This is a genomic window from Halosimplex aquaticum (assembly GCF_028747785.1).
Lineage (GTDB): Archaea > Halobacteriota > Halobacteria > Halobacteriales > Haloarculaceae > Halosimplex > Halosimplex aquaticum.
The window spans coordinates 929779-950165 of record NZ_CP118158.1 but is presented as its reverse complement, the minus strand read 5'-3'; the positions used below and the strand labels follow the sequence as shown (position 1 = coordinate 950165).

At 62.0% G+C, this 20387-nt stretch carries 15 protein-coding genes; 5 read left to right on the top strand and 10 right to left on the bottom strand.

From position 1 onward, the window contains the following. Window positions 1-39: 39 nt before the first annotated feature. From PSC72_RS04620 to PSC72_RS04600, 5 genes are all read right to left on the bottom strand, one after another. Window positions 40-237 carry a hypothetical protein gene (locus PSC72_RS04620; protein ID WP_274324721.1) on the bottom strand — a complete coding sequence of 66 codons (198 nt, stop codon included), beginning with the start codon at window positions 235-237 and terminating at the stop codon, window positions 40-42. 136 nt (window positions 238-373) lie between these two features. Continuing rightward, window positions 374-2677, bottom strand: a complete 2304-nt coding sequence (locus tag PSC72_RS04615; RefSeq protein WP_274324720.1) for an ABC transporter ATP-binding protein — start codon at window positions 2675-2677, stop codon at window positions 374-376. Between the two features lies 1 nt (window position 2678). Continuing rightward, window positions 2679-3977, bottom strand: coding sequence for an ABC transporter permease (locus PSC72_RS04610; protein WP_274324719.1), 1299 nt, complete (start codon window positions 3975-3977; stop codon window positions 2679-2681). Further along, entirely contained in the window at window positions 3964-4974 is a 1011-nt protein-coding gene (locus tag PSC72_RS04605; RefSeq protein WP_274324718.1) for an ABC transporter permease, read from the bottom strand. Before PSC72_RS04605 ends, PSC72_RS04610 begins: the two co-directional genes overlap by 14 nt. 12 nt (window positions 4975-4986) lie before the next feature. Continuing rightward, window positions 4987-6888: an ABC transporter substrate-binding protein gene (locus tag PSC72_RS04600; protein ID WP_274324717.1), complete on the bottom strand. Its 1902-nt coding sequence runs from the start codon at window positions 6886-6888 to the stop codon at window positions 4987-4989. Between the two features lie 253 nt (window positions 6889-7141). Here PSC72_RS04600 and PSC72_RS04595 point away from each other — a divergent pair, with 253 nt between their 5' ends. After that, window positions 7142-8905 carry a glycoside hydrolase family 13 protein gene (locus PSC72_RS04595; protein ID WP_274324716.1) on the top strand — a complete coding sequence of 588 codons (1764 nt, stop codon included), beginning with the start codon at window positions 7142-7144 and terminating at the stop codon, window positions 8903-8905. A gap of 3 nt (window positions 8906-8908) precedes the next feature. After that, a complete protein-coding gene (locus PSC72_RS04590; RefSeq protein WP_274324715.1) occupies window positions 8909-10600 on the top strand; it encodes a glycoside hydrolase family 13 protein in 1692 nt (563 codons plus the stop codon). Between the two features lie 114 nt (window positions 10601-10714). On the opposite strand, the gene PSC72_RS04585 is transcribed toward PSC72_RS04590, so the two are convergent. Further along, complete coding sequence (locus PSC72_RS04585) at window positions 10715-11959, bottom strand: MFS transporter (RefSeq protein WP_382261844.1); 1245 nt, start codon at window positions 11957-11959, stop codon at window positions 10715-10717. Between the two features lie 497 nt (window positions 11960-12456). Between PSC72_RS04585 and PSC72_RS04580 the strand changes: the two genes are divergently transcribed. Next, the gene (locus PSC72_RS04580; RefSeq protein ID WP_274324713.1) at window positions 12457-13281 is read left to right on the top strand and encodes an HNH endonuclease; all 825 of its coding nucleotides are present in this window, start codon (window positions 12457-12459) and stop codon (window positions 13279-13281) included. Window positions 13282-13402: 121 nt separating this feature from the next. Further along, window positions 13403-14020: a hypothetical protein gene (locus PSC72_RS04575; protein WP_274324712.1), complete on the top strand. Its 618-nt coding sequence runs from the start codon at window positions 13403-13405 to the stop codon at window positions 14018-14020. Window positions 14021-14112: 92 nt separating this feature from the next. Here the strand turns inward: PSC72_RS04575 and PSC72_RS04570 are convergent, their stop codons facing one another. The 4 genes from PSC72_RS04570 to PSC72_RS04555 form a co-directional block, all read right to left on the bottom strand. Continuing rightward, window positions 14113-14670, bottom strand: a complete 558-nt coding sequence (locus tag PSC72_RS04570; RefSeq protein WP_274324711.1) for a TATA-box-binding protein — start codon at window positions 14668-14670, stop codon at window positions 14113-14115. Window positions 14671-14718: 48 nt separating this feature from the next. Next, a complete protein-coding gene (locus PSC72_RS04565) occupies window positions 14719-16677 on the bottom strand; it encodes an Eco57I restriction-modification methylase domain-containing protein (RefSeq protein ID WP_274326142.1) in 1959 nt (652 codons plus the stop codon). A 17-nt stretch (window positions 16678-16694) separates the two neighbouring features. After that, window positions 16695-18059, bottom strand: coding sequence for an IS66 family transposase (gene tnpC / locus PSC72_RS04560; protein ID WP_382261839.1), 1365 nt, complete (start codon window positions 18057-18059; stop codon window positions 16695-16697). 123 nt (window positions 18060-18182) lie between these two features. Then, window positions 18183-19235, bottom strand: coding sequence for a type I restriction enzyme HsdR N-terminal domain-containing protein (locus tag PSC72_RS04555; protein ID WP_274324710.1), 1053 nt, complete (start codon window positions 19233-19235; stop codon window positions 18183-18185). Window positions 19236-19354: 119 nt separating this feature from the next. Here PSC72_RS04555 and PSC72_RS04550 point away from each other — a divergent pair, with 119 nt between their 5' ends. Continuing rightward, complete coding sequence (locus PSC72_RS04550; protein ID WP_274324709.1) at window positions 19355-20359, top strand: Cdc6/Cdc18 family protein; 1005 nt, start codon at window positions 19355-19357, stop codon at window positions 20357-20359. Window positions 20360-20387 lie beyond the last annotated feature (28 nt).

Here is a 20387-nt window from a genome sequence, read left to right as displayed (position 1 = left end):
GGCGTTCTACACGCCGGCCCACGTGCGGCGCTCCCGTCCTCACAGCAGGTCCTCGAAGGGGTCCCAGTCGACGTAGATGAACGCCCCCGACGCGACGAACATGATCGCGAGCATGACGAAGCTCGCGACCGAGACGACGAAGGCGCCGCTCCCGGGCTCGACGAACGGGACCGACAGCAGTAGAAAGCCCAGTAACACGGCGCTCATGGTGAAAAACGCGCGCCAGACGTTCGTCACGTGCTCGTCCTCCGTGTGTCGGCATCGTCGGGTATGTACTTCATGGCCCCGACCTCGCCCCCGGGCCGGCCGCTGGGTGAGTCATGGCAAGCGAGCGCGGTGGGGACGAGGTGGGTCCATGCATGGAAAGCGGAGGTCAGTCGTCGAACGCGGGGGTCTCGGCCGAGTCGACCCCGTCGAGCGGCTTGCTGTTCCAGTACTCGTGGTTGGGATCCGAGCGGTGACAGGCCACGGCGCGCGCGCCGGGCGTCGACTCGTTCTCGCCGAGTTCCGGCGCGTCGCGCGTGCAGACCTCGCGGGCCTCCGGACAGCGCGTGTGGAAGCGACAGCCCGACGGCGGGTTCACCGGGTCGGGGATGTCGATCGACCGCACCGGCGGGTCCCGCATCTCCTGGTCGCTCGGGTCGAGGTTCGCCGTCGCCCAGCGCAGGACCTTCGTGTAGGGGTGTTGCGGGTCGTTGAGCACCTGGTCGGGCGGCCCGATCTCCACGAGTTCGCCGAGGTACATGATCCCGATGCGGCCGTCGGCCTTCTCGGCCAGGTACCGGGCGTTCGACAGCGTGTGCGAGATGAAGACGAAGGAGGTGTTGAACTGCTCCTGCAGTTCCAGCAGCAGGTCCATCGTCTCCACGCGCAGGCTCACGTCGAGGGCGCTGACGGCCTCGTCGGCGAGGATGACATCCGGGTTCATCAGCAGCGCCCGGACGAGGGCGACGCGCTGTTGCTCCCCGCCCGAGAGCTGGTGGGGGAAGCGGTTGGCGTAGTCCTCCGGCGGCCGCATCCCGACGCGCTTGAGCAGCGCGTAGATGCGCGCCCGGCGGTCCTCGGTCGACAGCTCCGGGTTCCAGCGCTTCAGCGGCGCCTCCAGCGAGGTGACGACCTTCTGATTCGGGTTGAGGGAAGCGCCGGGGTCCTGGTGGATGATCTGGAGCGCCCGGCGGATGTCCCCGTACTCGATGTCGGGGTCGCCGACGCCGTCCTTGGCGTCCCAGACGTCCTGGCCGCGGTATTCGACGGTTCCGCCGGTCGGCCGCTGGACGCCGATGATCGCCTTGCCCAGCGTCGTCTTGCCACAGCCGGACTCGCCGACCAGCGCGAGCACGTCGTTCTCCGGGATGTCGATCGACACGCCGTCGACCGCACGGACCGAGTCGGGCTCGTCGAACAGTCCCTCGACGAATCCCTGCTCTTCCTCGAAGTGGATCTCGACGTCGTCCAGCGAGACGACCGCGTCGCCGTCGGGCGCCGCAGCCGTCGCGCTGTATTCCGCTTCGCCGTCGAATCCGGAGAAGTCGTCGGCGTCCGGGTCCTCGGCCGGATCGACGGTTGACTCGCCGGCTTCGTCGACCGAGGCCAGGACCTCCTCGACGTCGAAGGGGACGGCCTCGTCGGCTCGCTCGTAGTGGAAACACGCCGAGCGCTGGTCCGGGCCGGCGTCGTACCAGCCGGGCTTTTCCTCGTGACAGCGCTCGTCGGCCAGCGGACACCGCGGCGCGTAGTGACACCCGTTCGGGACGTGCGCCGGGTTCGGCGCCGTCCCCTCGATGGGCGTCATCGTCGAGAGCGGCGCGTCGAGGTTGGGCACCGCCTTCAGCAGCGCCCTGGTGTAGGGGTGCTGGGAGTCGCGGACGATCTGTTCGCTCGGCCCGACCTCCGCCAGTTCGAACGCGTAGAGGATGGCCAGCCGGTCGGCCAGCCCCGCCACCAGCGGCAGGTCGTGCGTGATGAAGAGGATGGACAGCTCGTACTTCTCCTTGATGTCGTCGAGCAGGCTCAGAATAGAGCGCTGCATGAGCAAGTCCAGCGCGGCCGTCGGCTCGTCCATCAGGAGCACGTCGGGTTCGAGGATCAGCGAGAGGGCGATCAGCGCCCGCTGGCTCATCCCGCCCGACAGCTCGTGGGCGTAGGAGTCGAGCACTCTGTCGGGGTCGAGGTAGAGGTCCGCGAGCAGGTCGCGGGCCCGCTCCATGCCCTCCTCGACGTCGTAGTCGTGGGCGTCGAGGGTCTCCTCGAAGTGCCCGGCGATCGTCATGGTGGGGTTGAACGACGACAGCGCGCCCTGGAAGACCATCGAGATCTCCTCCCAGCGGAACTTCTTGAGGTCGTCGTCCTCCAGGTCGAGGACTTCGACCGGTTCGGCGTCCTTCTCGGGGTAGTAGCGGACGCTCCCGGTGGTGATACCGGGCTCCTCGACGGCGTCCATCATCGCGTTGGCGAGCATGGACTTGCCCGACCCCGACTCCCCGACGCAGCCGAGGATCTCCTCGCGGCGGAGGTCGAGGCTCACGTCGTCGAGGACCATCGCGTCGCGCGCCTGCAGGTCGTAGGTGACGCTGACGTTGCGGACCTCGACGATGGGGTCGTCGGTCGCCGTCGCTGTCTGGTCGCGGCCGCGGCTGCCGCCGCCGGTACTCGTCGCGTCGTCTCGTGTGCTCGCCATCTCAGATCCCTCCAGTTGCCGCAGTCGTTGCGCCGCCGGTGCCCTCGTCGCCGTCGCCATCGTCGTCGCCCTCGACGGTCTTCGCGTGACGGGCGCGGACCCGCGGGTTGAACACGCGGTCTGCGCCCTGTGCGAGCAGGGTCAGCCCGAGTCCGAGGAAGATGACCGCGAGCATCGGCATCAGCAGCCAGTGGAACGCCGCCACCGAGGAGGTCGCACCCGCGCGACCTACGGCCGCGTTCATCATGACGCCCCAGTTGTCGCTGTTGTACGGCAGGACGCCGAGGAAGTACAGCCCGACGACGCCGAAGATGACCGCCCGGGCCTGCCGGACGAAGTTCATCGTGATGTACGGCATCAGGTTCGGGATGATGTCGCTCCCGATGATCTTCGGCGTGCCGATGCCCATGATCCGCGAGGCCTCGACGTACTCGGCGTCCCGCAGCGTCAGCACCTGCGAGCGGATCGCGCGGGCGAGCCCCGCCCAGGCGTTGATCGTCACGAGCACGCCGATGACCACCGGGTTCCCGTTGATACCGAGCACCGCCGCGAGGACGATCGTCAGCGGCAGCCCAGGAATGGTCATCATGATGTCCGAGACCACCATCAGTACGCTGTCGGTGCGCCCGCCCTTGTATCCGGCGAGCGTGCCGATCGCCGTCCCGAGAACGACAGTGAACACCGCGCCCGAGGAGATCATGATCAGCATCGCGGGCGTCGCGTAGACGATCTGCGAGAGGATGTCCGTCCCCGACGCGGTGGTCCCGAGCGGGTGTTGCAACGTCCGGAACGCTCCGACCAGCAGCGGTCCCTGGTTCGGCGCCGGCTCCGGGACGAGCCTGAGCCCGACCGTGCCCATCAGCAGGTAGAACGTGACGACGATCAGGCCGAAGCGCGCGCGCCAGTCGTCCCAGACGATCCGGGCCGGCGCGAGGACCTTCTCGTCGAACCACTGCCGGCGGCGCTCGCTCTCCGTGAGCTGGACGTCGGCCATCTGCTCGAAGTCCGAGACCGACCCGCCCGCACCGTCGGTGCGGAGGGCATCGTCGTGCTCGCCGCCGTCCGCGGCGACGCGGCCCTTCCGACCGTGACCGGAGATGGCCGGTCGGGACGGGCCGGGGTCGTCGTCGGTACCGGTGACCTCGGACACGTCGATAGCATCGTCGTTGCCGGCGACGGCGTCGACGGCGGGGTCGGACTCGCCCTCGTCGCGCGTCGAGTCGTCCCCGTCTCGCGGGTCGCTTCGCTCCGCGCTACTCGACTGTCCCGAGCCGCTCCGCGGCTCGTCAGTAGGACTCACGCGAGGCACCTCCCTTGGCGCGCGGGTCGAGGATCCCGTAGGTCAGGTCGGCGATCGTGATGCCGATGACCATCGCGACGGTGATGAGGATGAACCCGCCCATCATCAGCGGGTAGTCCCGCGCGTTGATCGACTTAATGAGGTAGAACCCGACGCCGGGGTAGGCGAAGATGTTCTCGATGATGACCGCGCCGCCGAAGACGGTCCCGATGGCGATCATCAGGCCCGTGTACATCGGCAGGATGGCGTTGCGGGCCACGTACCGCAGTGCGATCCGTCGGGTCGAGAGCCCGCGCAGTCGCGCCACGCGGAGGTAGTCCTCCCCGAGGATGCGGATGCTGTTGCCCCGCATCGAGAGCGCCCAGCCGCCGAATCCGACGACCGCCATCGAGGCGATGGGCATGGCCCCGTGGTAGAGGACGCTCAGCAGGAACGGGACGTTGAACCCCGGGTCCAGCGCCGAGTTGTAGCGTCCGCCGGTCGGGAAGATCTGGTAGCGGTAGCCGAGGTACGCGACGAACAGCAGTGCGACGACGTAGCCCGGCGTCGAGTTGAGCACCAGGCCGACCCCGGTGCTCCCGACGTCGAACTTCGACCCCTCCTTGTAGGCCATGACCGCGCCCAGCGAGACGCCGACGATAAAGGCGAGGAACAGCGCCGAGGCGGTCAGGAAGACCGTCCACGGGATGGCCGGGCCGATGATGCTCGCGACCGGCTCCTCGTACCAGATCGACCGGCCGAAGTCGCCGGTCAGGATCGACGCCATGTACTCGACGTACTGGACGTAGACGGGTTCGTCGACCGCGATGTTGGTCTGCGCGGCGATGCGTCGGTTGATCTCGGCCATCGTCATGGAACTCCCGCCCTGCCGTATCATCTGCGCCCGCAGGTAGTCGAGCGGGCCGCCGGGCAACAGCCGGATGAGGCCGAAGCTGGCCGACACCACCACGAAGACGGTGAGGATTGATTGTCCGATCCGCTTCAGTACGTAGCTCATAGGTTCAGTTGGTTACTCGTCGGCGGTCGAGAGGCTCTTGACGAGCTTGGCGGGGGAGACCGACTCGCCCTCGCGGATCTGGTCGTGCAGGACCGGGGCCGTGAACTCGCTCGGCAGGTTCCACGCGTTCTTCGCGTCCCAGCTGTCGAAGAGCCACTGGAAGTGGAAGTACGGGTGGGACTGGTTGTACGAGGCCCAGCCCTGGAGTCCGACGACGAAGTCGCCGTTCGAGTAGTCCTGGCCCCAGTAGGTCGAGGTGTCGAGCATCTTCGGCTGCGCGTCGATGCCGAAGCTCTTGAGCTGGGAGGTGACCGTGTTCGCGCCGGCGACCCAGTCGGAGAAGCCGGACGGCCCCTTGATCGGGATCGTGAGCTTCTCGCCGTCTTTCATCCAGCTACCGTTCTTCTTCTGGTAGCCGGCGTCCTTCAGGAGCTGGGCGGCCTTCTCGGTCTGGGCCTCGCCGCGACCGTACGTCTCGAACTCGTCGGTGACGCCGTCGAGCCACGTGCCCTCGATCTGCCCGTTGAACTCGCCGGTCAGGCCGCTCGGGTAGGTGACGGCGATCTTCGAGTTCGTCCCCGCGCCCGAGTTCTTCGCGACCTGTTCGCGGTTGACCACGTGGGCGATGGCCTTGCGGACGCGCGGGTCGTCGACTGGCTCCTTCTCGAAGTTGAACACGAGCCCGAGCCCCCAGTGGCGCGGGATGAGGCTGACCTGCACGGAGTCGGGGAGCTGGCGCAGCTTGTTCGACGGCATGAACAGCGTCGCCGACCCGTCGGTCTCCTCGTTGATGAGGGAGTTCCAGCGGCCCTGGTTCTGGGGCTTGTAGAGGTACTCCACCTCGTCGTAGTTCATCTCGCCCGCGTCGGGGTGCTCGGCGTACTTCGTCAGCAGGGTCCGCTGGGTGTCGGCGTCCTCGAACTGGAACGGGCCACTGCCCACGGGTTCCGGGACGGTCTTGCCCGTCAGCTTCGAGAGCGCCTGCGTGCGGGCGTCCTTCGAGCCGGCCTCGTCCAGCGCCTTGACGTGCTCGCCGTAGGTGCCGTCGTGGGCGACGAGGTACTTCGGCTGGAGGTACGCCAGCAGGATGTCGGGGTTGACGGCCTTCTGGAGGGATAGCTCGACCGTCGTCTCGTCGGACGCGACGACGCGCTCGGAGAGCTTGCCCATGTCATCCGGCACGACGAAGCCGCCGAGGCTCCCGCCGTTGTAGATGTCGAGCTTGATCTGGTTCGCGACGTCCGTCGCGGTGACGGGGTCGCCGTTGTGCCAGGTCTGGCCCTCGCGGACGTTCAGCGTGACCGACTTCCCGTCGACGGTCCAGTCCTGGATCACGTACCCGGAGTACTCCTGGGTCGCGAGGTTGTACTTCATGAACCGGTCGAACAGCATCCGACGCGCCTCGCCGAAGTTCTTCCCGTTCCAGGGGTTGTACTGGGAGTCCTTCGGGACCGCCCACTGGGCGAACGTCAGCCGGTTGTCGCTGGCGCCCGACTTCTTCGTCCAGTCGCCCGAGCGCGGCAGCCACTCGGTCGGCCAGTACAGCTGGACCTTCTCGCTATCCTTCCCGGGGACGTTCCAGTCGTCGGTCGTCTGGAACGACTGTGCCAGCTTCTCCTGCAGGGGGAGGACCGGCAGCGTCTGGTTCGTCACGTACGCGAGCTCCTGGATCGTCCCCAGAGATTCGCTGTCGACCTGGACCGGCGTCGCCGTCTGCGTCGGCGTGCCCGAGTCCGTGTCGCTCCCGCCGTCTCCACCACCGTCGCCGCCGTCGTCCGGCGTATCCGTTTGCACTGCCGACTGTCCACCACAGCCCGCCAGCCCGGCCGCGGCGCCGGTCGCGCCGAGCAACTGCATCATCCTGCGGCGCGACAGCGGCGTTCGGTCCGGATCGTGTTGCTGATTATCAGACATCGCTCGTTCAAGATCATGAAGGACCGTGCAATAAAAATTGTGGTTGAATTCGTTCTTCAAAATCCTCGCCAGAACTAAGTGGGTCGTTCCTCTCGATACTGACGAGCGGAGTCCGCCCGGACTTCCCGACACCACCCATGACGAGCAAGCAAGCGATTCGGAGGCATAAGCTAATCGCCAGACGGAAGCGGGACGGAACCCCCTTCGACGGGCGCCGATCCGACCCGTTGTACTCGCCGGTCGGTGGTCGACGATGAGTCGACGGGACGACCCGGTCTGGTGGAAGGAGGCCGTCGTCTACCAGGTCTACCCGAAGAGTTTCGCCGACAGCGACGGCGACGGCGTCGGCGACCTGCAGGGGCTGATCGACCGCGTGGACTACCTCGACGACCTCGGGGTCGACGCTGTCTGGCTCAACCCCGTCTACGAGTCCCCCCAGGCGGACAACGGCTACGACATCAGCGACTACCGCGCCATCGACGACGCGTACGGCGACATGGACGACTGGGAGCGCCTGCGCGACGAACTCCACGACAGGGACATCCGCCTGATCATGGATCTGGTCGTCAACCACACCTCCGACGAGCACGAGTGGTTCCAGCGCTCGCGCCGCGAGGAGGGCGAGTACGCCGACTACTACCACTGGGTCGAGGGGTCGCCCGACGAACCGCCCAACAACTGGCAGTCGGTCTTCGGCGGACCGGCGTGGTCCTACGACGACGAGCGCGAAGCGTGGTATCTCCACCTCTTCGACGAGCGCCAGCCGGATCTGGACTGGACGAACCCCGCGGTCCGCGAGGAGGTCTTCGACATGATGCGGTGGTGGCTCGACCGCGGCATCGACGGCTTCCGCATGGACGTCATCAACATGATCTCCAAGACCGAGGGGCTGCCCGACGGCGACCCCGACGCCGGGCTGACCGGCGCGGAGCACTTCATGAACGGCCCGCGCGTCCACGAGTACGTCGGCGAGATGGTCGACGAAGTGCTCGACGACGAGGAGGTCCTCGCCGTCGGCGAGACGCCGGGAGTCTCCGTCGAAGACGCGAAACAGTACGTCGGCCCCGACGGCGACGGCCTCTCGATGGTCTTCCAGTTCGAGCACGTCACCTTCGACCACGACGAGCACAAGTGGGACGCCGGCGACCCGTCGCTCCCCGAGTTCAAGCGGATACTCGCGAAGTGGCAGCGGGGCCTGGCCGACGACGGCTGGAACAGCCTCTATCTCAACAACCACGACCAGCCGCGTATGGTCTCGCGATTCGGATCCGACGGCGAGTACCGCCGCGAGTCCGCCAAACTGCTGGGCACGCTGACCCACACCCTCGGCGGCACGCCGTTCGTCTACCAGGGCGAGGAGCTCGGAATGACGAACGCGCCCTTCGAGTCCCGCGAGGACCTCCGGGACGTCGAGGCGCTGAACTACGTCGACGCGGCCATCGCGGACCCCGAGACGGACGCCGAGGAGTACGCCGACGTCCGGGAGGCCGTCGAGGCGATGTGCCGCGACAACGCCCGGACGCCGATGCAGTGGACCGACGAGGAACACGCCGGGTTCACCGACGGCGACCCGTGGATCGGCGTCAACCCCAACTACGCCGAGGTCAACGTCGAGCGGGCGCGGGCCGACCCCGACTCGGTGTTCCACTACTACCGCGAACTGGTCGCCCTGCGCGACCGCGACCTCCTCGTCTACGGCGACTTCGAACTGCTCGCCCCCGACCACCCGTCGCTGTTCGCGTACACGCGAACCCTCGAACGCGACGGTACCGGACGCGAGGCGGGCGACTCGGGCGTCCCGACTGAGCGCGCGCTGGTCGTCCTCAACTTCGACGACGAGCCGGCGACCTTCGACCTCCCGGACGACGTCGCGGTCGACGGCCTGGAACTCGCGCTCGCCAACGACGACGTGCCCGAAGTCCCGGGCCGCTCGTTCGACCTCGGGCCGTGGGAGGCCCGCGTCTACCTGACGCCGGACGACGGCGCCGCGACCGACCGCCACCCCGACCAGCACTGACCCATGACACAGACGACGACTCTCGACGAGAGCCGTATCGACCGCGACTGGTGGAAAGAGGCAGTCGTGTACCAGATCTACCCCCGGAGCTTCAACGACAGCGACGGCGACGGCGTCGGGGACATCCCCGGCATCACCGAGCGCGTCCACCACCTCGACGACCTCGGCGTCGACGTCGTGTGGCTCTGTCCGGTCTACGACTCGCCCAACCACGACAACGGCTACGACATCCGCGACTACCGCGCGATCATGGACGAGTTCGGCGACATGAGCGACTGGGAGCGCCTGCGCGACGAGCTTCACGGCCGCGGCATGAAGCTCATCATGGACCTGGTCGTCAACCACACGTCGAACGAGCACGAGTGGTTCCAGCGCTCGCGCCGCGAGGAGGGCGAGTACGCCGACTACTACCACTGGGTCGACGGGTCACCGGACGAACCGCCCAACAACTGGCAGTCGCTGTTCGGCGGGCCGGCGTGGTCCTACGACGACGAGCGCGAAGCGTGGTACCTGCACGTCTTCAACGAGAACCAGCCCGACCTGAACTGGCGCAATCCCGACGTGCGCGAGGCGGTCACGGACGTCGTCACGTGGTGGCTGGACCGCGGCATCGACGGCTTCCGGATGGACGCGATCAGCCACCTCTCGAAGCCCGCGGGCTATCCCGACGGCGACCCGGACGAACCGGGACCGCTCGGCTCGGAACACTACACGCTCGGCCCGCGCCTGGGCGAGTACCTCGACGAACTCGGCGCGGTCATCCCCGACGAGGCGATGACCGCCGGCGAGATGGGCGGTGCCTCCGCCGAGGACGCCCGGGAGTACATCGAGCGCGGCGACAGCCTCGACATGGTGTTCCACTTCGACCACCTCGGCGTCGACCAGGGCGGCGACTGGACCGGTGACGACTGGGGCGAGTGGAGCCTCCCCGAGTTCAAGGAGCTGATGACGCGCAACCAGCGCGAGGTCGCCCGCGAGACCTGGGAGGCGCTGTTCCTCGGCAACCACGACCACCCCCGGATCGTCTCGCGGTTCGGCGACGAGTCCTACCGCCGGGAGTCGGCGAAGCTCGTCGGCACCTTCCTCCTGACGATGCGCGGCACGCCGTACCTCTACCAGGGCCAGGAGATCGGGATGACGAACACCGAGTTCGAGAGTCTGGAGGAGATCGACGACGCGATGACCGTCGGCATCGTCGAAGACCTGCTCGCCGACGGCGCCGTCGACTCCTTCGACGAGGTGCGCACGGCCGTCAACTACCGCAGTCGCGACCACGCGCGCACCCCGATGCAGTGGGCCGCCGCCGACCGAGCAGACTTCACCGACGGCGACCCGTGGCTCGCTCTCAACGACAACTACACCGACGTCAACGTCGAGGACGCCGTCGCGGACTCCGAGTCGGTCTGGCACCACTACCGCCGACTCATCGAGTTGCGCCGCGACGACCTGGCGCTGGTCTACGGCGACTACGAACTGCTCGCCCCCGAGGACGAGCAGATCTACGCCTACACCCGACAGCTCGGGGACGAGCGGCGCCTCGTCGTCTGCAACTGGTCGGCCGAACCGGCGGTATTCGAGTCCGACGCCGTCACCGCGGCCGACGCCGAGGTCCTGATCGGCAACTACGACGGGGCCCCGACCGACCCCGTCGGCGCGGAGTTTCGCCCCTTCGAGGCCGTCGTCTACGCGTACTGATCACGGAGCTGCTGTCCGTTCGATTCTCTGCCGTGTTTCGGCGTGCCCGTCCCGATGCCACGATTTCAGCGCCCCCGTCTCGCCGACTGCGATTTCGACGCGCCCGTCTCGCCGTCACGAACCGACGCGCGGAACGAACTGGCCGGTCTCCCGGCGGACGCCGACCAGGAGGATTAGCGCCGCGATCGCCGGCAGGGCGGCGCAGGCGAGGTAGATCGGCCAGAAGCCGAGGGTCTCCAGGAGCGGGAGCGTGACGATCGGGCCGAACCCGCCGCCGACGTCGCCGAAGACGTTGTTCGTCCCGACGGCGCGCCCCATCTCGTCGTCGGGGACGAGATCGCCTAAGAGCGCCATCAGCGGCCCGCTCGTTCCGCCCTGTCCGGTGCCGATACACAGGCAGGCGACGGCCAGCGTCGCCACCGAGTCCGCGGCCGCGAGGAGGACGAACCCGAGCGACGTGGCGCCGAGGAAGACGAGCAGCGTCGGGACCCGCGACTGCCGCCGGTCGCTCACGTACCCGCCGAGGTACATCGACACGCCGGCGGCGACGACGGTGATCCCCATGAAGATGCCCGACGAGCCCTGCGCGTCGAACCCGAGGACGCTGAGGCCGTTCCGGTCGAGGAAGAGGACGAGCGTGGCGAACAGCGCCCCGATGTAGACGAACAGGACCGAGAAGTTGACCATCCCGACGGTGAGCGCGGGGAGGCTGGTGTTGACGTCCCACGGCTTGACCGAGCGGTCGCCCTCTCCCTCGACGTGCGTCTCGGGCACCGTCGCGTAGGCGACGACGCTGGCGAAGAAGGCGAAGGCGGTGGCGACCGAGAAGGCGGCGATCGTCCCGAAGACACCGCTGACGACGCCGCCGATCACCACGCCCGTCGGGAATCCGAACAGGACGCCCCCGCGGATCAGTCCCATGTTCGCCCCGCGGGATTCGCCGGTGCTCACGTCGGCCGCGATGGTGTACGCCGTCGCGAAGACGAGCGCGCTCCCGACGCCCCAGAGGATCCGGGCGCCCATGAACCACGCTTCGGGGAGCGGCGCCACCATCGCGACGACGTACCCGAAGGTGGAGACCCCCTGGATCACCATCCCGACGACGAACGGCGTTCTCGTCCCGATCCGGTCGACGAGGCTGCCCGCCGGCGCGTTCGCGAACAGCCGCGCGAACCTGTTCGCGCTGAGTATCAGTCCGACGACGAACGGAGTGATGCCGAGGATCGAACCGAGGTTCGGCAGGATCGGGAAGATCACGCCGCCGCCGAACCCGATGAAGAACGTGCTGGCGATCACGGCGGCGATGACGACCGATCGTCCGTCCGCGACACTGCGAAGCCGGTCGGCGAGGCCACCGATGAATCCGGCACCCGCTCCCGTCACGGTCTGTCAGCGACCTCCCGGAGCCGCCCCGCCGAGTCGATTCGAACCGTCGGCCCGTCGGTACCGTCCGCGAGGGCGGAGGGGCGAGAGCGACGGCTCGGCGTTCCGGTCCATCTAGCGAACTACTTCGAGCAAACGGCGCAAAAGGGGTTCGAAAGCGGGCGAACCGACCGGTGGTAGTCGCTTCGGCGGCCGCTCGTCGCCGCCGCGGAGACGAGCGGAGCTCGGCGACGGTGTTGAGTTACGAACGACACGAAACGTTCACGAGCTCAATCCACCGGAAATCCCCTCGAAACGAAATCTCCGGAATTGTAACGAGTGCTTCAGATTACTTGGTGGCGAGCTACACTGAGTGTTCAGTGAACCGGTCTCGCTGAGGGGTGAGGGTTTATCCGAAAATAGAGGTTACTCCAAATTAGAATTGTATGCCTCCAGAAGTGAACCGCGAACCTGAGAACAGAATCCCAACAGGGATGACTGTCTACGATTCAGACGGCCAGTACACTCGATTAGTCGTGGTGAATCACCCAGACGAATCCTGCGAGGAATTCGAGGTTCCGGGTACCGGGAAGACGGTCGCAGAGTACAACGAGGACTATGACCCGACCGGCCCGGTTGTACAGACCGTGTACCGATTCAAGCTCGACCAAGAGCTCGATGATTGGATGTCGCTCCCTTTGGACGACATCCACTCCGCTGCCCAGGATGTTGGCCTGAAGACGTACTCCTACCCGGCACGGCGAATGAAATCGTCATTCTCCCACATCCCTGAGCGGGTAGGCACCTACCGGGAGTTGTTCTGCTACCAGTGGGCGCGGATGACACACCTTTCCGCGTCGGTCAACCAGCCTGAACGGTTACAGGACTTCCTACTGTGGTCGAACTACGAGAAACGGCTTGATGGTGAGATAACAACGTCATCGATCCTCAAAGAGAACCAGTACCAACTGAAGGAAAACCTGGGTGTCTGCACCTACTGTAATCAAGAATCGGAGACAACGTTCGATCACATCCTCCCCGTAGCTGAGGGAGGGGTGAGTGAGATTAAGAACATGGTTCCTGCATGCCAGTCTTGCAACTCCAGTAAGTCAGATCGGAACCTCCTCGATTGGCACCAAGAGCACGAAATCCCGATGGACCGCGTTGTTCTTGGCAAGTACCTGAAGTTGCGGTGGGACGAGTTTGAGGCCGATGGAGAACTGGATTCACCAGTTCCTGATTCGATCCGGGATCGTTGGGAGGGCCTTGAGGTCTCCCGTCGCATCACGCAGCAAATCTGGATGAATCAAAACCGGTAACCACCTCGTTTGTCATTATGACAAACTGATTTCGGGAGAATGTGGTCCCGTCAATATCGAAGAACGGCTCTGGCGGGATGGAAATCCAACTTTATATTATAGTCAGAGAGCGAACGTACCCATGGAGCAGACATCCGATCCGCCTGAAGATGTGAAGATCAATCTGAACCCAACAGAACGACGTCTGTTAAACGAACTGAAAGATGGGAAACGTCAAACACCGAAGAATCTGAGTGCGGTTGTTGGTGATGACGTAACGCGTAACTACACTGCGAACGCACTCCGGATGCTCGAAAAGAAAGGATACACCAAGAGTCCTGGTCCCGCTGATCGAAGTGGGATGTACACGATTAGCGATTTGGGTCGGATTATCGTGGACAATTTGGAGGTATACACACGCGACTTTCGAGATGAGTTCGATACTTGCTGTCGATTTGTCTTGGCTAACCAACCGACTGATGCAGAAGAGGTGAGAACAGACATTCTAATCCTTGGTGACGAGGATTTTGAAGTCTTAAGAGGGGCTAGTGAGGTTGATGGGCTTGTTACAGGCGAAGACCTGACCAATGAGGAGATGTCCACAAAACAGGCGGACAGAATCCTGTACCGGTTGTTCTTCTTCGGATTATTGGAACAACGAAGAGGGTTCCCAGTGTACGAGGTCACCACACGGGGTGAACAAATCCTTAGTCAGCGAAAACAGCAGGTAGTTGGAAAAGTAATTGAAAAAAGCCTTTAGAAATCCGAAAACAGACCATGCCCCAGTTTAGAGCGGGTTAGAAAGGATGGTTAGAGACTTGACGGACATAGGATAGAATCTACGGCTCTCTGTTACGTATCTAGGTCGATTTTCTCAGTGAACGCTTCCATCGTTTTCTCGATTACATCCAGATCGTTAAGTCCGGTGCAGAGGATTTTGCCGCTTGAGAACACAAGGATAACCGCGTTCGAGTCGGACGCACGGTAAATCAGCGCTGGGAACTGTTCCGGTTCATACTCAACGTTCTCCAGTCCGAGTTGCAATGCCAGCGCTTCGAGCGAGATCTTTACATCGAGTGACGCAGTCACAACGATGTTGCTTACTTTTGACTCAGGGGTAAAATCGAACTCTAGTAAATCCCGCATCACCGTGTTCACGCGTCCAACAACGTCCTTAAACTGCTCGACAGAATCAACGCCGGTGATTGAGCAACGTCCGGACCGATAGAATGCAACGTACGTATCGTCCGGTGCAAAATTCGATTGCACCCAGTGATTCTCCGCAGGTTCGTACGTCACGCTTGTAATCTCACTTCGCGTAGCGAACGTGTCGGCTAACGCACTGAGGTCAAGCTCCTGCCGATAAGAAATCCACCCGACGACGTTGACGACTTCCAAATTAGAGTCCATTGGCGAATGATTATCCCTCCAGGTATTAACAGTCGTGGGGTACGGTGACTATGAGAAGTCGTCTAACGTGCTGGGGCCATCATCGGAGTCGTCACCGAAGTACTCTGCGGACCATTCCGTTGCAGCGTCAAGATTTCGAAGCATTACCTCAGATTCGAACTCGCCTTCCAACCGTTGATGCGTCATCACCTGCCGCATGTCTTCGAGTTCGTCCGCTGTGATTCCTTCAACCCCAACTGCATCAAGCACTGCCTCATTAAGTCTCTTCTCCGCATCTTCTTCACCTGCCAGTAATGCGTTCGTTGCTTCCCGGATCGCATCGCAGGCTTCGTCATCGAACTTCCGGATGTCCGGCACCGGGATGCTCTTCGTTTCATACGTCATTAACTGTAGCACACCGTTCCCCTCAACACGGCCCCAGCACTCGACAGCTGCAGCGTACAGGCTGGAGTTCATGATTCCGGTCACGACTTTTGAGTCGTACTCGGGTTTCACCTGAACGCACTGTACAGCGTCCGTGGTGAGCGCTTCCGCACGGTTCACAACAGTGAATAGCCTCCATTTGAAGAACCGTGGATGGAAGAGTTCCGGAGCAACTTGTTCTCCAAGATCGAACCACACTGGGCGGGACGCACATGTGGTGCCTTCATGCTCACCTTCGTTCTCGCCCTCGTTAATGTACTGTAACAGCCCAGTGTACCCATCACGCTTCAATGCGTCCTTCACATCTTCTTCTAACCGCGTATCCTCACCGAATTCGCTGGTCTCCTGCTTGACTTCCTCCACGTAGTCGTGTACGTCAATAATGTACTTGTCTGAATCATCGGTATCGAAGACTTCCGAGTCCATACCTTTGATGCTCTTGACGACCGGGCTGAGGAACCGGTCCTCGATACCACGACGGTGGGCTTCCTCTTGATCAAGCAAGAACCACTTGTTTGCACCGGTTTTCTGGCCGTATGAGACATCAACGAACTCGCTGATCGGAACGAAATCATCGCGTTCGATTAGGTTGATGAGCTTCAACGGGGCATTGAGGTAGTATCCGATTTTCTTTGGTCCGGTGTCCTCTAGGTATGCTTGGCGGACTCCGACAGAGCGGTAGTTTGGGCGTGTCCGAACGTCAATCGGCTCCTGTTCGAGTGTCATCCCGTACGTCACGGTATCGTACAGGTCAACAGGCTCCATCTCATCTTGGACGCGGATGAATCGCGTAGTCGTCTCACGCCGCATTTCCTCGTCTTCACACCGTTCGATGAGGAGGAGACACGTATCTACGAACGCGTCTTCGAACGCTCGTTCTGCGAACGTGACAACAGCGTGGATTCGGTAATGGTCGAAAAGGAACTGTTGGAAGTCCATTCCGTACCGGACGCTCAACCACTTCGGCGGGATAACGAACCCGAGTCGTCCACCGTCTCTGAGGAACTGCGTGGCGTGCGTGACGAAGTACACGTACGCGTCGGTTTTCTTGCTGAACTTCTTTGACCCGTCAAGATAGGGTGAGGAGTTCTCCGGGCCGAATCGTGAGAGGTGTGCTCTGAATGCGTCCTTATCTGGGATGTCGCGGTTTCGGATGTACGGTGGGTTCCCGACAACCCCGTCAAAGTACCCGACTTCTCCGGTGTCTCGGTTATCCAGCCGCGCGGATGACAGCATCATTGAGTCTGGTTCGATATCGAAGAACGACGCATGATACGCGTGCAGCGTGTCGATTTCCTCTTCGATGTTCTGACTTGCTAAGTTCAGGGCAGTCAGATGAAGTGGGAACTTGTTTATGTCAATAGTAGTGATTGAATCAAGGATGTCTTGGTGTGTGGCGTTCGTATAGTCGCGTTGTAGGTCGCTGTAGACTTCCACTGGGAAGGTTCCGCTACCGCTGGCAGGATCAAGGATTTCAGGAAGCCCGTCGTCTATTTGTGCGTCAAGCACCCATTCTGTAACGGCGTCAGCGATCGTTGGCGGAGTGTAGTATTGACCGAGTTTCTTCCGTTCGCTTTCAGGGATGAGTTCTTCGTACGTGTTTACCCCGAGGACTCAACGGCCGGCACAGCCTGATCTCGTGAAATCATCTCGTTGTTCCGGGAGACTCGCTTGAGCTCGTCGTATGGATTGCGTCCCTGCTGGCGCCATGTCGCCAGCAGGGACAGCACCGTCTCATGAACGAACATCCCGCGGTCATTGCGGAGCGTTCCGATCAGTTTCCGGAGAACCACCGGCTCACGAAGCGCGTTTTCGGCGGCATTGTTCGTCGGAGAGACCGCTGGCTCACCGACGAAGGTGAGCCAGTGGTCGAGGCCACCTTCGATCTTTCCGAGTAGTGTTGCCACTGGTCCGTCGGGAACTGACCGTTCAATCAGTGATTCAAGCTCTCTCCGCGCCACACGCTGGAGCTCTGCTCGCTCACGAATGGTCAAGTCGCTCTCCAGCCGGGTCTGGAGAGCGACGTACAACTGTTTGAGAGAGTCGTAGATCGGTTCGCCTTCCGGTTGCTTCTCAGCGGCATCTTCAGCCTCTCGCAAAATATGAGCCCAACACCGCTGGAGATTGTCGCTGAAGGCTGGATAGGCTGTCCACCCATCACAAATGACCGTTCCCGCGAAGTCCTCGCCGAGGACTTCCGCGGGAACATCGCTTCCACGACTCTCTCTAACCGCGTAGAGCGTGTGGTTCTCGGTGGTGAACGTCCAGATCCATGCTTGCTCACCATCTCGCTTGATGCCTGTTTCATCGATGTGGACAACGTCGGCTTGCTGGATCTGGCGACGGATCTGTTCGTATTCACAGCGACCGGCGCGCGCAGCGCGCTCGGTCGCGTGCCACGCAGTCGCACCTGACAACTCCAGTCCGTGTAGTTGCTCGAAACGGTCTGCAATCTTCCGATAGGGAAGGCGGTAATCGTACCGCGATAGTGCTGATTGGGCGATAACGTTCACCCCGAACTGCCCCTCATCGGGGCAGTCGGGGTGTGTAGCGACTGTCTCGGTTCCACAGGAGTCGCATCGGTAGCAGTGGCGGTTGTACTGCGTGAGTTCTGGTGGTTGTGGATCTGGTATCTTCTCGACGAGTCGGGGGCTGACGCCCACCGACTCGTCGAAGTGTTGGCCACACTCTGGACAGCAGTCACGGGTGACCTCAACTTCTTCGTCCAGATCAGCGGTAGAGCGCCACTCTGGCTCGTGACCGTCTTTTCGTCCGGGAGTGCCGCCGTCAGTTCTGACATCGTCGTCTTCGTCATCTTGCGAGGTCGGGGACTCGTCAGTCCCCGACCGTCGCTTACTCGGTGGTGTATGTGGATTCTCGTATTTGCGAAGCCGTGTTTCGAGTTCTTCGATCCGTTCGTCTTTCTCCTGAAGCTTCTCCTCAAGATCGTTGATTCGTTCTTCCATCTGGAGAAACCGCGAGAGAAGTTCGTCTTTGCTGAGGTCATCTCGATCCACTATGACCACCTCAGCGGTCCCTCAGCAGGGTCACCGGGATGGTCTCCGAGCGGAGACCATCCCTGGAGAAGTTCAATTAGCCCTTGCTGAGGGTTCATATACCCCCGGTTGGTCGCCTGCTACGAGACAGTGGCGAAATTCATTGGGGCTAAACACGTACAGTTCTTCGAATACGTCACCGAGTAGGTCTTCGTCTATTCCAGAGATTTCACGTTGTTCGATGTTTTCTGCAAGCGATTGGATATTCTGCAGGGTCTTCTTGTTGTGCGGGAACTGTTCGAACAGGTCGCTGTTCCGGAAGATGGGTTCGTAGTCGATTTTCTCGATGATCTCTTCGAATTGGCGGCGGATGTGCTCGTCAAGGAAATCAAGCTTGGAGACACCGACAAGTGATTGGAGTTTGTTCCCATCACTCGGTTCGATTGGTTCCGGTGTTTGTTCTCGGACAACCTCGTAGAACAGGATCTTGTTCGTTAGCAGGTACGCATATTGCTTCGCTGCAGTTTCTATCTGTTCGTCAGTGGAGAGGCCAGTGAAGTCGTTTTCTCGAACCCAGTCGTCGAACAGGTTGATGAACTTCTCGTTACTGTTGTACTTCTGCTGTGCGAGTTCTTTGTAGGCCGGCCAAATTGTTGAGTGGAACGTTCGGAGTAGCCCGACGACCTGTTCTTTCTTTTCCTGTTCGGGAAGTTCCCCGTGTTGATATAGGTGATCGACGCCAGAGAGGAGTTGGGGAACGAACCCATCGAGATCTGGGTCAGAGAGGTTGATTGGCCGGAGGTTCGCGTAGTTGTACGGGACGTTCTGCAGCTCGAACTCACCATTGTAGTTGAAGAGGTAGAAGTCGTTACTGTTGCAGGTGGCGAAGAAGTCAGCACCGATATCTCGGGTGTAGTCGCGTGCCTGCTTCATCACCTCCTTGTCGTAGGGGGAGATGTTGTCTCGCTTGACCTCGATGACGAGACTCCCTGTAAGGTTACTTTCAAGGTGTATGTCTGCCTGCCGGCCTTCAACGTCCTTCTCAATAGTGACATCGGAAAATTTCGTATCGTTGTTCTCCACATAGCGGTAGAGAGCCGAGTAAAGGAGGCTATGGAATTTTTGTTCCTTCGGTGTGTCCGACATGCTTGGTCTTTCTTATCTTATGGGTATAAAAGTCTGGATAGTTCCCGGCGACGGGATTCGGAAGATTCGGAAATAGCCCCCTTCCAATTATTACCCCACAGGGACGTGTCGACGCAACCATGATCACCGACGCGCGCGTTCTCCAACCAGAGTTCATCCCCAGAGAAGTCCAACACCGAGATGCCGAAGTCAACTACCTCTCCAGTGTCCTCAACCCAATCACTGAGGGACACCGAGCTGATCCAGCACTCCTCCACGGCCCCTCAGGTGCCGGGAAAACCTGTATCGCCCAATACCTGGTCGAACAACTCCGCGAAGCCGTCGTGGACCTCAACTACCAGTACGTCAACTGCTGGGAAGACCACTCCCGATTCAAAACCCTCTACCGGCTCTTAGACGGCATCAACCAAACCGTAGACATCCACCGGCAATCCACCCCGAAAGACGTCCTCCTCGAACGACTCCGCGACACCAACGACACCCCATACGTCGCCATCCTCGATGAAGTCGATCAACTCGAAGACAAATCCCTCCTGTACGACCTGTACCGCATCCCCCACCTCACGATGATCCTCATCGCCAATAACGAAGACGGACTATTCACAGCGATCGATGACCGCCTCCGAAGTCGCCTCACTGACTGTGAACGCATCCACTTCCACTCATACCACGAATCCGAACTCCTCGCCATCCTCCAAGACCGTGTCCAGTGGGGACTCAGAGACGACGTAATCGGAACGAACGAGATTGAATTCATCGCCGCAAACGCTGGTGGCGACGCCCGCGTTGCTATCGGAATCCTCCGCCGCGCAGCACGCACCACCCGGAACAGCCAAGCAGACACGATCACCCCGGACAGTATTCGGAAGGCCATTCCGGAAGCGAAATCGGAAATCAGACAGCAAACCGTTGACCGACTCACCGCCCACCAACAGATACTGTACGACATCATCACCGAACATGGGGAAATCCAGCCACAGAGACTCTACAACACGTACGCGGACCGGACGGATGACCCCAAAACTAAACGGATGGTCCGGAACTACCTTTCCAAATTAGAGCACTACAACCTCATCACTGCGGAAGGTAACACCAAAGACCGAATATACCGCGTACAGCAGTGATAACACCCGATACACTACTTTTTCTCTC

Excerpts from the sequence above, each read along its gene's own strand:
- PSC72_RS04550 (WP_274324709.1), top strand. The coding sequence starts at position 19,355 with ATGATCACCGACGCGCGCGTTCTCCAACCAGAGTTCATCCCCAGAGAA.
- PSC72_RS04580 (WP_274324713.1), top strand. The coding sequence starts at position 12,457 with ATGACTGTCTACGATTCAGACGGCCAGTACACTCGATTAGTCGTGGTG.
- PSC72_RS04605 (WP_274324718.1), bottom strand. The coding sequence starts at position 4,974 with ATGAGCTACGTACTGAAGCGGATCGGACAATCAATCCTCACCGTCTTC.
- PSC72_RS04570 (WP_274324711.1), bottom strand. The coding sequence starts at position 14,670 with ATGGACTCTAATTTGGAAGTCGTCAACGTCGTCGGGTGGATTTCTTAT.
- PSC72_RS04590 (WP_274324715.1), top strand. The coding sequence starts at position 8,909 with ATGACACAGACGACGACTCTCGACGAGAGCCGTATCGACCGCGACTGG.
- PSC72_RS04575 (WP_274324712.1), top strand. The coding sequence starts at position 13,403 with ATGGAGCAGACATCCGATCCGCCTGAAGATGTGAAGATCAATCTGAAC.
- PSC72_RS04615 (WP_274324720.1), bottom strand. The coding sequence starts at position 2,677 with ATGGCGAGCACACGAGACGACGCGACGAGTACCGGCGGCGGCAGCCGC.
- PSC72_RS04555 (WP_274324710.1), bottom strand. The coding sequence starts at position 19,235 with ATGTCGGACACACCGAAGGAACAAAAATTCCATAGCCTCCTTTACTCG.
- tnpC (WP_382261839.1), bottom strand. The coding sequence starts at position 18,059 with ATGGAAGAACGAATCAACGATCTTGAGGAGAAGCTTCAGGAGAAAGAC.
- PSC72_RS04600 (WP_274324717.1), bottom strand. The coding sequence starts at position 6,888 with ATGTCTGATAATCAGCAACACGATCCGGACCGAACGCCGCTGTCGCGC.
- PSC72_RS04595 (WP_274324716.1), top strand. The coding sequence starts at position 7,142 with ATGAGTCGACGGGACGACCCGGTCTGGTGGAAGGAGGCCGTCGTCTAC.